16 protein-coding genes are annotated in these 13985 nt (G+C 73.6%); all 16 read left to right on the top strand.

What is annotated here, in order from left to right; translation table 11 throughout:
- The first annotated feature begins 23 nt into the window (after positions 1-23).
- On the top strand, positions 24-1808 hold the full coding sequence (locus ACIPYQ_RS21820) for a nickel-dependent hydrogenase large subunit (protein ID WP_361754409.1): 1785 nt from the start codon (positions 24-26) through the stop codon (positions 1806-1808).
- Entirely contained in the window at positions 1805-2332 is a 528-nt protein-coding gene (locus tag ACIPYQ_RS21815) for a hypothetical protein (protein WP_401253553.1), read from the top strand. The genes ACIPYQ_RS21820 and ACIPYQ_RS21815 overlap by 4 nt, the downstream gene beginning before the upstream one ends.
- A complete protein-coding gene (locus ACIPYQ_RS21810) occupies positions 2329-2985 on the top strand; it encodes a DUF5947 family protein (RefSeq protein ID WP_401253550.1) in 657 nt (218 codons plus the stop codon). The genes ACIPYQ_RS21815 and ACIPYQ_RS21810 overlap by 4 nt, the downstream gene beginning before the upstream one ends.
- Complete coding sequence (locus ACIPYQ_RS21805; RefSeq protein WP_401253547.1) at positions 2982-3686, top strand: DUF6084 family protein; 705 nt, start codon at positions 2982-2984, stop codon at positions 3684-3686. Before ACIPYQ_RS21810 ends, ACIPYQ_RS21805 begins: the two co-directional genes overlap by 4 nt.
- A complete protein-coding gene (locus ACIPYQ_RS21800) occupies positions 3683-5125 on the top strand; it encodes a hypothetical protein (RefSeq protein WP_401253544.1) in 1443 nt (480 codons plus the stop codon). Before ACIPYQ_RS21805 ends, ACIPYQ_RS21800 begins: the two co-directional genes overlap by 4 nt.
- Positions 5122-5676 carry a hydrogenase maturation protease gene (locus tag ACIPYQ_RS21795; protein ID WP_401253541.1) on the top strand — a complete coding sequence of 185 codons (555 nt, stop codon included), beginning with the start codon at positions 5122-5124 and terminating at the stop codon, positions 5674-5676. The genes ACIPYQ_RS21800 and ACIPYQ_RS21795 overlap by 4 nt, the downstream gene beginning before the upstream one ends.
- Positions 5673-5777: a DUF6893 family small protein gene (locus tag ACIPYQ_RS21790; RefSeq protein ID WP_401253538.1), complete on the top strand. Its 105-nt coding sequence runs from the start codon at positions 5673-5675 to the stop codon at positions 5775-5777. Before ACIPYQ_RS21795 ends, ACIPYQ_RS21790 begins: the two co-directional genes overlap by 4 nt.
- Positions 5778-5890: 113 nt before the next feature.
- On the top strand, positions 5891-6286 hold the full coding sequence (locus ACIPYQ_RS21785; protein WP_361754427.1) for a hydrogenase maturation nickel metallochaperone HypA: 396 nt from the start codon (positions 5891-5893) through the stop codon (positions 6284-6286).
- 3 nt (positions 6287-6289) lie between these two features.
- On the top strand, positions 6290-7141 hold the full coding sequence (gene hypB, locus ACIPYQ_RS21780; protein WP_401253534.1) for a hydrogenase nickel incorporation protein HypB: 852 nt from the start codon (positions 6290-6292) through the stop codon (positions 7139-7141).
- Positions 7141-9537: a carbamoyltransferase HypF gene (gene hypF / locus ACIPYQ_RS21775; RefSeq protein ID WP_401253532.1), complete on the top strand. Its 2397-nt coding sequence runs from the start codon at positions 7141-7143 to the stop codon at positions 9535-9537. Before hypB ends, hypF begins: the two co-directional genes overlap by 1 nt.
- Positions 9506-9838 (top strand): HypC/HybG/HupF family hydrogenase formation chaperone, encoded by a 333-nt coding sequence (locus ACIPYQ_RS21770; RefSeq protein ID WP_401253529.1) that lies wholly within the window; start codon positions 9506-9508, stop codon positions 9836-9838. The genes hypF and ACIPYQ_RS21770 overlap by 32 nt, the downstream gene beginning before the upstream one ends.
- On the top strand, positions 9835-10977 hold the full coding sequence (gene hypD, locus ACIPYQ_RS21765) for a hydrogenase formation protein HypD (RefSeq protein ID WP_401253526.1): 1143 nt from the start codon (positions 9835-9837) through the stop codon (positions 10975-10977). The genes ACIPYQ_RS21770 and hypD overlap by 4 nt, the downstream gene beginning before the upstream one ends.
- Entirely contained in the window at positions 10970-12031 is a 1062-nt protein-coding gene (gene hypE, locus ACIPYQ_RS21760; protein WP_361754442.1) for a hydrogenase expression/formation protein HypE, read from the top strand. The genes hypD and hypE overlap by 8 nt, the downstream gene beginning before the upstream one ends.
- A gap of 309 nt (positions 12032-12340) precedes the next feature.
- Positions 12341-12661, top strand: a complete 321-nt coding sequence (locus ACIPYQ_RS21755) for a hypothetical protein (protein ID WP_401253524.1) — start codon at positions 12341-12343, stop codon at positions 12659-12661.
- A 395-nt stretch (positions 12662-13056) separates the two neighbouring features.
- On the top strand, positions 13057-13392 hold the full coding sequence (locus ACIPYQ_RS21750) for a hypothetical protein (RefSeq protein WP_401253522.1): 336 nt from the start codon (positions 13057-13059) through the stop codon (positions 13390-13392).
- Between the two features lie 202 nt (positions 13393-13594).
- Positions 13595-13942, top strand: coding sequence for a S26 family signal peptidase (locus ACIPYQ_RS21745; protein ID WP_401253519.1), 348 nt, complete (start codon positions 13595-13597; stop codon positions 13940-13942).
- Positions 13943-13985: the final 43 nt, after the last annotated feature.

The raw sequence follows: 13985 nt of genomic DNA, 5'->3' as shown, positions 1-13985 counted from the left end.
GAAGAAGGGTCACGGCAGACACGATGGCACCGAACACGAAGGCGGCCGGCGACGGCAGCGGCCTGGTGGAGATGGCCTGGGATCCGATCACCCGGATCGTGGGCAGTCTCGGCATCCACACGAAGATCGACTTCAAGCAGAAGCGGGTGGCGGAGTGCTACAGCACCTCGTCAGTCTTCCGCGGCTACAGCGTCTTCATGCGCGGCAAGGACCCCCGCGACGCGCACTTCATCACCAGCCGCATCTGCGGGATCTGCGGTGACAACCACGCCACCTGTTCCGTGTACGCGCAGAACATGGCCTACGGGGTGAAGCCGCCCCACCTCGCCGAGTGGATCATCAACCTCGGCGAGTCGGCGGAGTACATGTTCGACCACAACATCTTCCAGGAGAACCTGGTCGGGGTCGACTACTGCGAGAAGATGGTCCGCGAGACCAACCCCGGTGTCCTGGAGCTCGCCGAGCGCACGCCGTCCCCGCACGCGGGGGAGCACGGCTACAAGACCATCGCCGACATCATGCGCTCCCTCAACCCCATCGAGGGCGAGTTCTACCGCGAGGCCCTCCAGGTCAGCCGCTACACGCGCGAGATGTTCTGCCTGATGGAGGGGCGCCACGTGCACCCCTCCACGCTCTACCCGGGCGGCGTCGGCACCATCGCCTCCGTCCAGCTCTTCACGGACTACATGAGCCGCCTCATGCGGTACTGCGAGTTCATGAAGAAGGTCGTCCCCCTCCACGACGACCTCTTCGACTTCTTCTACGAGGCCCTGCCCGGGTACGAGGAGGTCGGCCGCCGGCGCGTCCTGCTCGGCTGCTGGGGAGCCCTCAACGACCCCGAGTACTGCGACTTCACGTACGCCAACATGACCGACTGGGGACGGAAGATGTTCGTCACCCCGGGCGTGATCGTCGACGGCAAACTGGTCACCAACGACCTCACCGAGATCAACCTCGGCATCCGCATCCTGCTCGGCAGCTCGTACTACGACGACTGGCAGGGCCAGGAGCAGTTCGTCACCCACGACCCGCTCGGCAACCCGGTCGACCCCCGCCACCCGTGGAACCAGCACACCATCCCCGCCCCGCAGAAGCGGAACTTCGACGACAAGTACAGCTGGGTGATGTCGCCCCGCTGGTTCGACGGCAAGGACCACCTCGCGCTCGACACCGGCGGCGGCCCCATCGCCCGCCTGTGGTCCACCGCCCTGTCCGGGCTGGTCCACACCGACTACGTCCAGGCCACCGGGAACAGCGTCGTCATCACCCTGCCGCGCACGATGACCAAGCCCGAGACCCGCTTCGAGTGGAAGATCCCGAAGTGGAGCAACGCGCTGGAGCGCAACCGCGCCCGCACCTACTTCCAGGCGTACGCGGCCGCCATCGCCCTGCACTGCGCCGAGAAGGGCCTCGCCGAGGTCCGCGCGGGACGCACGCAGACCTGGGAGAAGTTCGAGGTGCCGGACGAGTCCATCGGAGTGGGCTTCACCGAGGCCGTACGAGGCGTCCTGTCGCACCACATGGTGATCCGCGACGGGAAGATCGCCAACTACCACCCGTACCCGCCGACGCCCTGGAACGCCAGCGTCCGCGACAGCTACGGCACCCCGGGACCGTACGAGGACGCCGTCCAGAACACCCCGATCTTCGAGGAGAACAGCCCGGAGAACTTCAAGGGCATCGACATCATGCGCGCGGTGCGCAGCTTCGACCCCTGCCTGCCCTGCGGTGTCCACATGTACGTCGGCGGCGGCAAGACGGTGAAGACCATGCACGTGCCCACCGGCCTGAGCGGACTGGGCGGATGAGCGCGGTGCTCGACGCCGCCCAGGCGGGGCGCAGGGTCGAGGAGGTGCTCGACCGGATCGCCGCCACGGGCGACCGGGCGGCCTGCGCGGCCGCCGAGGAACTGGTGCGCGTCCTCATGGACTTCTACGGCGCCGGGCTCGCCCGGATCGTCGAGGGGCTGGGGCACGGCCCGCTCGACGCGGTGCTCGACGACGAACTCGTCGCCAGCCTGCTCTCCCTGCACGGCCTGCACCCCGAGGACGCGCGCACCCGGATCGCACGCGCCCTGGACGCGGTCCCCGACCCGCTGGAGCTGGTCGCCTTCGACGAGGGCACCGGCGTCCTGCGGCTGCGCCCCGGGCCCGCGACCGGCGGCTGCGGCTGCGGCAGCGGCGGTCAGGCCGACGCCCGGCAGACCCTGGAGGACACCCTCGCCTGCTTCGCGCCCGAGGTGACGAGCGTGGAGATGGAACCCGCCGCGGCCCCGCCGCCCGCCCTCCTCCAGATCGGCACCCGGCCCCCCAGCCCGGCGCGGGTGTCGTGACCGGCCCCGGAATCCGTACGGACGGCCCGCGCTCGCCGCGCGGGCTGCGCAGGTTCGCGGGCCCGCGCCCGCCCCGGCCCGAGACCTGCGAACTGTGCGGGGTGATCGTGCCCGGGGAGTCCCACCGCCACCTGGTGGAGACCGAGAAGCGGACGCTGGTCTGCGCCTGCACGGCCTGCGCCCTGCTGTTCGACCGGCCGGGCGCGGCCACCGGACGCCTGCGGGCCGTCCCCGACCGCTACCTCACCGACCCGGGCCACCGGCTCGACGAGGGCGCGTGGGAACTCCTCCAGATCCCGGTCGGGGTCGCGTTCTTCTTCCGCAACGCCGCCCTCGACCGGCTCGTCGCCCTCTACCCGAGCCCGGCCGGAGCCACCGAGAGCGAACTCGCCCCGGAGACCTGGCAGACCGTCCTCGGCACCGGCCGGCTCGCCGCGCTGCTCGAACCCGACGTAGAGGCGCTGCTGCTGCGCCGCTCGGAGGGCCGCACCGAGTGCTACCTGGTGCCCATCGACATCTGCTACGAGCTGGTGGGGCGGATGCGGCTGCTGTGGCAGGGCTTCGACGGCGGGGCGGAGGCCCGGGCCGCGCTGCGCGACTTCTTCGCGCAGGTGGAGCGCCGGGCCAGGATCCTGGCGGAGGACGCCCGATGACGGAGTTCTCCTTCACCTGCACCGGGGTGCGCGCCGACCCCTACGCCGCCGGCCCCACCCTCGTCTTCCGGCTGCGCATCACCGCGGCCGGGGGAGCCCGGGTGCACGCCCTCGCCCTGCGCTGCCAGATCCGCATCGAACCGGCCCGGCGCGGCTACGGCCCCGCCGAGGCCGAGGGCCTGGCCGACCTGTTCGGCGAGCGCGCCCGCTGGGGCACCTCGCTCAAGCCCGTGCAGTTCGCCCAGGTCCAGGCCATGGTCCCGAGCTTCACCGGGGAGACCGAGACGGACCTGGTCGTGCCGTGCACCTACGACATGGACATCGCCGCGACCCGCTACTTCGAAGCCCTGGAGGACGGGGAGGTACCGCTGCTGATGCTCTTCTCCGGCACCGCCTTCACCGGTGACGGCGGCTTCCGGGTCGAGCCGGTGCCCTGGGACCGCGAAGCCGCGTACCGGATGCCCGTGGCCGTGTGGCGCGAGATGGTCGAGCAGCACTTCCCCGGCTGCGGCTGGCTCCGGCTGCCCCGCGACACCATGGACGAGCTGCTCGCCTTCCGCTCCCGCCACGCCCTCGCCTCGTGGGAGGCGACCGTACGGGCCCTGCTGGACGCGGCCGCCCCGCCCCCGCAGCCACCCCCGCCCGGGGCCCTCCGGCTGGGTGCGGTCCTGCCCCGCCGCAGTGAGAGGACGGCCCCGTGACCGGCTCCCCGACCACGACGACCGCCGCGGCGCAGTCCCGCTTCGCCGCCGCCCGGCAGGTGGCCGACGCCGTCCTCCTCGAGGGGTACGTGCTCTACCCGTACCGGGCCTCGGCGGCCAAGAACCGGCTGCGCTGGCAGTTCGGCGTGCTCGTCCCCCCGGCGTGGGGCCGCGCGCACGAGGAGCACGCCTTCCAGCAGACCGAGATCCTGATGGAGCCGAAGGGCGGGGCGACGCTCGCCCTGGAGCTGCGGTTCCTGCGGGCCCAGCGGCGCACCGTCCAACAGGCCCTGGAGGACGGCCGCTTCGCGGAGGTCGCCGAGCTGCACCTGGCCGACCGCGTCCTGGTCCCCTGGGACGAGGGCGTGGAGGAGCGGGTCGAACTGAACGTCCCCGTCGCCGAACTGGCGGCCGGAGAAGTGACCGTTCCCTTCCGCCGCCCCGCCCGCGACGACACCGAGACCGTCCTCGACGGCGAGGGGCGGACGGTCGGCCGCATGGTCCGGCGTACCGAGGAGGTCGAAGGCCGCCTCAGGCTCCTGGCCACCGAACTCGACGGCGCCTACCGCGTGTTCAGGCTCCGTGCGGTGGTGGAGAACACCAGCCCGTGGGCTCCGGCGGCCGGTTCCGGGAACGGGTCCGCCGACCGCGAGGCCGCCCTGCCGCACGCGCTGGTCGCCGCCCACCTCCTGCTGGGCCTCGACGCGGGCTCCTTCCTGTCCATGACCGACCCGCCCGAGTGGGCCCGGGAGGCGGTGGCGGCGTGCGCCAACCGCCACACCTGGCCGGTGCTCGCGGGCGAACCCGGCCGCGCCGACGTGGTCCTGTCCTCCCCGATCATCCTGGAGGACCACGCGGCCATCGCCCCCGAGAGCGCGGGCGCGATGTACGACTCCACCGAGATCGACGAGATCCTCGCCCTGCGCACGGCGGCCCTGACCGAGCAGGAGAAGCGCGAGGCACGCGGTACGGACGCCCGCGCGGCCGCCGTGATCGACCTCGCCGACTCCATGCCCCCCGAGGTGCTGGAACGCCTGCACGGCGCGGTGCGCGGCCTGCGGGAGATCACCGGCCCGGACCAGCCGCCCCTGCTGAGGGAACTCCCCGACGTGGACGCGGTGTTCACGCCGGACACCCCCTGGTGGGACCCGGCCCGGGCGGAGACCGCGGACCCGGCCCGCGACCGGATCACGATCGGGGGCGCCTCGGTGGGACCGGGCAGCCGCGTCCTGCTGCGCCCCGGACTGCGGCGCACCGACGCCCAGGACCTCTTCCTCCAGGGCCGTGCCGCGCTCGTCGAGGCGGTCCTGCACGACGTCGACGGCGGGGTCCACCTCGCCGTCACCGTCGAGGAGGACCCGGGCGCCGACATCCGGCGGGAGCAGGGAAGGTTCCTCTACTTCCAGCCCGACGAGGTCACCCCCCTGGAGGACGCGTGAGCGACAGGGTCCTGATCGCGGGCATCGGCAACGTCTTCCTCGGCGACGACGGCTTCGGCGTCGAGACCGTGCGGGCGCTGTCCGCGCACCCGCTGCCCGACGGGGTCGAGGTGGTGGACTTCGGCGTGCGCGGGGTCCACCTCGCCTACCAGCTCCTCGACGGCTACGACACGCTCCTGCTGATCGACGCCACCGCACGGGGCGGCGAGCCGGGCACGCTCTACCTCATCGAGGCCGACGGCAGCGGGGATCCGGGCAGCCCGGGCCCCGTGGACGCCGCGCCCGGCGGCCCCGTCCTCGACGGCCACCACATGTCACCCGACACCGTCCTCGCGCTGCTCGGCACCCTGTGCGCCGGCACCGGCGCCACCCCTCCGCGGCGCACGCTGGTCCTCGGCTGCGAACCGGCCTGTGTCGAAGAGGGCATCGGGCTCAGCGCACCCGTGACCGCCGCCGTCCCGGAAGCCGTACGCATGGCCCTGGACCTGATCCGCGGTCCGTCCCCCGACGAAACCGGCGGCCTCCGCCGCGAACTGAGGAGAACCCCATGAAGAACGCCGTCATCGGCGGGGCCGCGGCCGCCGCCCTCGCCGTGGTCCTGGCCGTGGTCCTCCCCGACCTCAGGCGCTACCTGCGCATCCGCAGGATGTGACGCCGCTGCCCCTGCCGCGCCCGAATGGCGTACGGGGCACGCCGCGCACCGGCGTGCCCGACCGCGACGACCCCGTCCCGCCGGTGTAATGAGCCCCGGCAGGACGGAGTCCCATGCACGAGATGTCCATCGCCATGGCCGTAGTGGGCCAGGTGGAAGAGGCGGCCCGGGCGGGCGGCGCAAGCGCCGTCACCTCCGTACGGCTGCAGGTCGGCGAGCTGGCGGGCGTGGTCCCCGACGCGCTGGCCTTCTGTTTCGAACTGGCCTGTGCCGGAACGGTCCTCGACGGAGCCTCGCTCGTCACCGAGTCCGTCCCGGCCCGCGCCCGCTGCGCCTCCTGCCCCGGCACCTGGGCCGTGGGGATGCCCCCCGAGCTGTGCTGCCCCGGATGCGGCAGGGCCACGGACGTGGAACTGCTGTCGGGCCGCGAGCTGGAGATCCTCAGCGTCTGCTGGGAGGACGGCCCCGCCGGTGCCCGTACCCGCGAACCGATTCCCGAGGAGGCCTGAACCATGTGCCGAGTGGTCGATCTGCGGCAGGCGGTACTCGCCAAGAACGACATGGCGGCCCAGGTCCTGCGCGCCGAACTCACCGCCCGCGGAACGGCGGTGGTAAATCTGCTCTCCAGTCCCGGCAGCGGGAAGACGGCGCTGCTGGAACGCGAACTGCTCCTCGCCCGTGAGCGGGGCGTGGCCGTGGCCGCCCTCACGGCGGACCTGGCCACCGAGAACGACGCGACGCGGCTGGCCCGTTCGGGCGTACCGGTCAAGCAGGTGCTCACCGACGGCCTGTGCCACCTGGAGGCCGGGATGCTCGGCCGGCACCTGGACGGCTGGCTGCCCGAGGACACCCGGCTGCTCTTCGTGGAGAACGTGGGCAACCTGGTCTGCCCGGCCTCGTACGACCTCGGGGAATCGCTGCGCGTGGTCCTGGCGTCGGTGACGGAGGGCGAGGACAAGCCGCTGAAGTACCCGACCGCCTTCGGACTGGCCCAGCTGGTGGTGGTCACCAAGACCGACATCGCGCGGGCCGTCGACTTCGACGAGGCCGCCTTCCGCGCCCACGTCGAGCAGGTCAACCCCGGTGTGGAGGTGGTCCTCACCTCGGCCCGCGCGGGCGAGGGGCTGGGCCTCCTGCTCGACCGGGCGCTGGCGGCGGGCGCGGGCGCCGCGACGCACACCCCGGTCATGGCCGCCCGGCAGCAGGCGCACGGCCACGACCACGACCACGGGGACGGGCACGACCACGGCCACAGCCATGACCACGGGGACGGGCACCTCCACGGCGACGGCCACGGCCACGGTCATGGGGACGGTCACCGCCACGATCACCCGCACGTGCGTTCCGCCGCGCAGACCCGCTGATGGAGGCCGTGCAGCGCCGCCGGGTCACCGTCCGCGGCGTGGTCCAGGGCGTCGGCTTCCGGCCCTACGTCTACACCCGCGCGACCGGGCTCGGTCTCGCCGGGCACGTCACCAACACCCCCGAGGGCGTCGTCGCCGAGGTCGAGGGCGCCCCGGCGGCGGTGCACCGGTTCTGCGAGCACCTCGCCGCGGACGCGCCCCCGCTGGCCGTCGTGGACGCCGTCGACCACTGCGAGGTCCCGGTCTCGGGCGGCGCCGGATTCACCATCGTCGCCTCCCGGACCGGCGGTCCCGCCCGCACCCTGGTCTCCCCGGACGTGGCCACCTGCGCCGACTGCCGCACCGAACTGGCGGACCCCGCCGACCGGCGCCACCGGCACCCCTTCATCACCTGCACCCACTGCGGGCCGCGGTTCACCATCGTCACCGGGCTGCCGTACGACCGGGCCCACACCACCATGGCCCGCTTCCCCATGTGCCCCGACTGCGCCCGCGAGTACGGCGACCCCGCCGACCGCCGCTTCCACGCCCAGCCGGTCGCCTGCCCGGCCTGCGGCCCCCGGCTGAGACTGCTCACCGGGCAGCCGCCCCGCGAGACCCCGGGCGTCGATCCGATCGCCGAGGCGCGCCGGCTGCTGGCGGCCGGGGCGATCCTCGCCGTGAAGGGACTGGGCGGCTACCACCTGGCCTGCGACGCCACCCACCCCGGCGCCGTGGCCGAGCTGCGCCGCCGCAAGAACCGCGGTGACAAGCCCTTCGCCCTGATGGCCCGGGACCTGTCCGACGCCGAGCGGTTCGCGCACATCGGCCCCGAGGAGCGGAAGCTGCTGGAGGGAGGCGTACGGCCCATCGTGCTGCTGCGCCGCCGCGAGGGCGGCACGGCGGGTCCGGGCACCCCGGGCGCCCTGGCTGACGGGGTCGCCCCGCGCTGTCCCGACCTCGGCGTGATGCTCCCGTACACCCCCGTCCACCACCTGCTGCTCGGCCTGCCCGGCGACCCTCCGGGCCCCCGCCTGCTCGTCATGACCAGCGGGAACCTCGCCGGCGAGCCCATCGTCACCGACGACGACGAGGCCCTGGACCGGCTCGCCGGCCTCGCCGACGCCTGGCTCACCCACGACCGCCCCATCCACGTGCCGTGCGACGACTCCGTGGTGCGGGTCTGCGACGGCGAGACGCTGACCCTGCGGCGCTCCCGCGGATACGCCCCGCTGCCGCTGACGCTGCCGCTGCCGGTCCCCCCGACCCTCGCCGTGGGCGGTGACCTGAAGAACGCCTTCTGCCTCGGCGAAGGGCGCCGGGCCTGGCTGTCCGCCCACGTCGGCGACATGGACGACCTCGCCACCCAGTACGCCTTCGAACGCGCCGAGCGCCAGCTGGAGTCCATCACCGGCGTCGGCCCCCTGCGCCTCGCCGCCGACCGGCACCCCGGCTACCGCTCCACCCGCTGGGCGCGGCGCGCCGCGGGCGCCCGGCCGCTCGTGCGCGTCCAGCACCACCACGCGCACATCGCCTCCGCCATGGCGGAGCACGGCTTGGACGGCGGCCGGCCGGTCATCGGCATCGCCTTCGACGGCACCGGCTACGGCGACGACGGGGCCGTGTGGGGCGGCGAGGTCCTCCTCGCCGACTACGCCGGGTACACCCGCTTCGCCCACCTCGGATACGTCCCGCTGCCGGGCGGCGACACGGCCGTGCAGCGTCCGTACCGCATGGCACTGTCCCACCTGCGGGCCGCGGGCATCGGATGGAGCCCGGACCTGCCCTGCGCCGCCGCCTGCCCGCCGGACGAACTCCACGTTCTGGAGCGGCAGTTGGAACGCGGCCTGAACTGCGTGCCGACCTCCAGCATGGGCCGGCTCTTCGACGCCGTCTCCTCCCTCGCCGGCGTCTGCCACCGGGCGGGGTACGAGGCGCAGGCCGCGATCGAGCTGGAGGGCGCGGCGCTCGGAGCGGGCGAGGCCGGCCCCGGCTACGCCTTCGGCCTGCGGGTCCCGCCCGGCCCGGCCGGCGCTCCGGTCACCGCCGATCCCGCGCCCGTACTGGCCGCGGTGGTGGCCGACGTACGGGCGGGCACGCACCCGGGGCTGATCGCCGCACGTTTCCACACCGCCGTCGGCGCCCTCGTCGGCACGCTCTGCGAGCTCGCGCGCGAGCGGCACGGCCTGGACACCGTCGCCCTGACCGGCGGGGTCTTCGCCAACACCCTGCTGTCGTCCGCGTGCGCCCGGACCCTGCGCGCGGGCGGTTTCACCGTCCTGCGGCACGGCCGGGTCCCCCCGAACGACGGCGGGCTGTCCCTCGGCCAGCTCGTGGTGGCGGCCGCCGCCGACACCGCGCACCACCCACAGCAAGGAGAAGCCCATGTGCCTGGCGGTACCCGGCAGAGTGCTTGACATCGGGGAGAAGGACGGCACCCGCATGGCTACCGTCGACTTCGGCGGTGTGCAGAAGGAGGTGTGCCTGGAGTACCTGCCGGACCTCCAGGTGGGCGAGTACGCCATCGTCCACGTGGGCTTCGCCCTGCAGCGCCTCGACGAGGAGTCGGCACGCCAGACCCTCGAACTCTTCGCGGAACTCGGCATGCTCCAGGAGGAGTTCGGCGACCCGTGGGAACAGGCCGCCGAAGCCGGCGGCGAGCCCTGGCCCTTCACCGGCGAACCAGCCGCCGCACCGCAGGAGGAGGTCACGCCGTGAAGTACATCGACGAGTTCCAGGACCCCGAGCTCGCCCGCCGGCTGCTCGACGACATCCACGCCACCGTGACCCGCCCCTGGGCGCTGATGGAGGTCTGCGGCGGCCAGACCCACACCATCATCCGGCACGGCATCGACCAACTGCTCCCGGATCAGGTGGAGTTGATCCACGGTCCGGGCTGCCCGGTGTGCGTCACCCCGCTGGAGGTCATCGACAAGGCGCTGGAGATCGCCTCCCGCACCGACGTGATCTTCTGCTCCTTCGGGGACATGCTCCGGGTGCCGGGGACCGGCCGCGACCTGTTCCGGGTGCGGAGCGAGGGCGGCGACGTACGCGTGGTCTACTCCCCGCTCGACGCCCTGCGGATCGCCCGGGAGAACCCGGACCGGCAGGTGGTGTTCTTCGGCATCGGCTTCGAGACCACCGCGCCGCCCAACGCCATGACGGTCCACCAGGCGAAGAGGCTGGGCATCCGCAACTTCAGCCTGCTGGTCTCCCACGTCCGGGTGCCCCCGGCGATCGAGGCGATCATGCAGTCGCCGAGCTGCCGGGTCCAGGGCTTCCTCGCCGCCGGGCACGTGTGCAGCGTGATGGGCGTGGGCGAGTACCCCGAACTGGCCGCGCGCCACCGCGTGCCGATCGTGGTGACGGGATTCGAGCCGCTGGACATCCTGGAAGGCGTACGGCGGGCGGTGCGGCAGCTGGAACGCGGCGAGCACACCGTCGACAACGCGTACGCGCGGGCCGTCCGCCCCGAGGGCAACCCGGCCGCCCTCGCCATGCTGGAGGACGTCTTCGAAGTCACCGACCGGGCCTGGCGCGGCATCGGCGTCATCCCCGGCAGCGGCTGGCGACTGTCCGACCGCTACCGGGAGTTCGACGCCGAGCACCGCTTCTCGGTGACCGGCATCGACACCCGCGAGCCGGCCGCGTGCCGCAGCGGCGAGGTGCTCCAAGGGCTCCTCAAGCCGCACGAGTGCGAGGCCTTCGGCACGCTGTGCACCCCGCGCAGCCCGCTCGGCGCCACCATGGTGTCCAGCGAGGGCGCCTGCGCCGCGTACTACCTCTACCGGCGGCTGGAACTGAAGACCGTGCCCGCCGCCCCGACCGCCCCGCTGGAGGCGAGCCCCGTTGTCTGACACCGCACTCGACATCACGGGCTGGACCTGTCCGGCCCCGCTGCGCGACCACCCCCGCGTGGTGATGGGCCACGGCGGCGGGGGAGCCCTCTCCGCCGAACTGGTCCAGCACCTCTTCGCCCCCGCCTTCGGCGGCGAGGCGCTGTCCCAGCTCGGAGACTCCGCGGCCGTCACCCTCGGGGGAGTCCGGCTGGCCTTCTCCACCGACTCGTACGTGGTGCGGCCGCTCTTCTTCCCCGGCGGCACCATCGGCGACCTCGCGGTCAACGGCACGGTGAACGACCTGGCCATGAGCGGGGCCCGGGCGGCCTACCTCTCCTGCGGCTTCATCCTGGAGGAGGGCGTCGAGATGTCCGCCGTGGCGCGCGTGGCCGAGGCCATGGGCGCCGCCGCGCGGGCCGCGGGCGTGGAGGTGGTCACGGGCGACACCAAGGTGGTCGAGGTGGGCCACGGGGACGGCGTCTACATCAACACCGCGGGCATCGGGATCATCCCCGACGGGGTGGACCTGCGCCCGCAGCGCGTGGTGCCCGGCGACGTCGTCATCGTGAGCGGCGAGATCGGCCTCCACGGTGTGGCGATCATGAGCGTCCGCGAGGGGCTGCAGTTCGGCGTGGACATCGAGAGCGACTGCGCGGCCCTGGGCGGCCTCGTGCAGAGCATGCTCGCCGTCACCCCGGACCTGCACGTCCTGCGCGACCCCACCCGCGGCGGCCTGGCGGCCGCGCTCAACGAGATCGCGGCCGCCTCGGGCACCGGTGTCGTGATCAGCGAGAGCCGTGTCCCGGTCCCGCCGGCCGTCGCGAACGCCTGCTCGATCCTCGGCCTCGACCCGCTCTACGTGGCGAACGAGGGCAAGCTGGTCGCCTTCGTCCCCCGCGAACACGCCGACGCCGTCCTCGACGCCATGCGCGCCCACCCCCTGGGCCGGCACGCCACGGTGATCGGCGAGGCCGTCGAGGCCCACCCCGGCATGGTCGTCTCCCGTACCGCCCTCGGCGGCACCCGCGTGGTCGACCTGCCGCTCGGGGAGCAGCTGCCGCGCATCTGCTAGCTCCGGCCGGACTGCGACCGTACGACGAAGCCCCTGGCGGGACGGGTTCTCCACTGAGAATCCCGGTCTCCGCCAGGGGCTTCGCGCGTGACAGCAACCGCTCCGGAACGGTTGCTGTCACCCGGTCTCCCTTCCGTGCGCCGCGGCCGGTCGCAAGACTCGTCACAAGGAACAAGGCGGGCCCGCCTCCCTGCACACCGACCGGGCGATCTCCGATCGCCCCCTCCCCCGACCGCCGGAAACGAGGCATGCCGTGTTCTTCATCTTCTTCGGTCTGATCTGGCACTGACCGGGGTCGTGCACCTCGTCATGACCCTGCTGTTCCTGTCGGCGCCGCCGGACCATCCCGGCCGGCCCGTCGACCGCCATCTCGTCACCGATGTCATCTGGGCCGTAACGGTCCCCGCCGACCGGCTGGAGCACGTCTACACCCGCTCCGCCGAAGGGCGCCTGGACATCGCGCTGTTCCTCCTGGCCGCCGGCGCGGAGGACGCCGCCTCGGTCGGCGACCGGATCGTGCGCAGGGCCCTCACCGGGGCGCCCGCGCTGGCCGGTTGGCGAACGGACCCCGTCCCCTTCGAGGGGATCCACCGGGAAGGAGAGAATCCTGTTACAGACGGCCATCCGTAGTGAGGACGGCGCCGCGCACGTCGGAGACGTGCCCGCGCTGACCTTCCGCTCGCTGCAGGTGCTCCGTACCCCGCACCTGATCCGCAGGGCCGATCCCGCACTGTTCCACCTGGCGCTCCCGCTGCACGGCCGGCCCCTCCTGACGGACTTCCTCGTCCGCCTGGTCAGGGACGCCCGGCACTACCGGCCGGCCGACACGGCCCGGCTGGGCGGCATCCTCCTCGACCTGCTGACGGCCCTGTTGGCCCACGAGCTGGACACCGCGGCCTGCGTACCGGCCGAGTCGTACCGGCGCTCCCAGATGCTCCGCGTGCAGGGCTTCGTGGAACGGCACCTGGGGGACTCACGCCTCTCGCCCCGGGCCGTCGCCGCGGGTCGCCCTGGCCCGTGCCCTGATGCGGCACGACCGGGAACTGATGATCCTCGACGAACCCTCCTCCGGCCTCGACGCCGAGGCCGAACACGAGATCCACGCCTCGCTGCGGAGCTTCCGCGCCGGGCGGACCAGCGTGCTGATCTCCCACCGGCTCGGCACGGTGCGGGAGGCGGACGTGATCGTGGTGCTCCAGCACGGCAGGATCGTCGAGCAGGGCGGCCACGAGGAGCTGCTGGCCGCGTGCGGAACGTACGCCGACCTGTTCCACCTGCAGGCCAAGGACTACCAGGACGGGCCCAAGGACCCGGCCCCCGCCGTCCCCGAGGCCGTCCCCGACGCGGCGGTCCCGCGGTGAGGGCCCGTCCGGCGCGTGCCGCCTCCCGTCCCGGCTCCGGCCGGCGCGGCCCTTCCTACGATCCTGCGGCCGGGGTGATGCCGAGCCGGGAGGAGCTCGACGCCCTCGCGGTGTCCTGGCCCTCCCCGCGCGCGCCACAGGCGCACGGGTCCCGGCTCGCACGGCTCGCGGGGCCCTCGCCGCACTGCCGGGGCGCCGGCTGGTGCTGGTGACCGTACGGGGCCGCAGCATGGAGCCCACCTACCGCGAGCGCGACCGCGTCCTGGTGGTCCGCGGCACCGCGGCCCGCCGGGGCCGGGTGGTCGTGGTCGCCAACCCGCGCGAGGAAGGCGCCCACTTGATCAAGCGGGTGCTCGCCGTGCCCGGCGACCCCGTGCCGCGGGACCTCGCTCCGGCCCTGGCCGGCGTACCGGAGCGGCGCGTGCCCGCCGGCAGGCTCGTGCTCATCGGCGACCACCCCGAACAGAGCCTGGATTCCCGGCAGCTGGGCTACTTCCCGGCCTCGGCCGTCCTGGGCCGGCTCCTGCGGGACCTCTGGCGCCGCCCCTGACCTCTCGGGAGGCCCGGGCTCGGCCGCGCCTCCCGCGCAGCGG

The sequence above is a fragment of the Streptomyces sp. NPDC090045 genome (genome assembly GCF_044747975.1).
GTDB lineage: Bacteria > Actinomycetota > Actinomycetes > Streptomycetales > Streptomycetaceae > Streptomyces.
The sequence above is the reverse complement of the archived record's forward strand: the minus strand, read 5'-3'. Positions and strand labels throughout refer to the sequence as shown.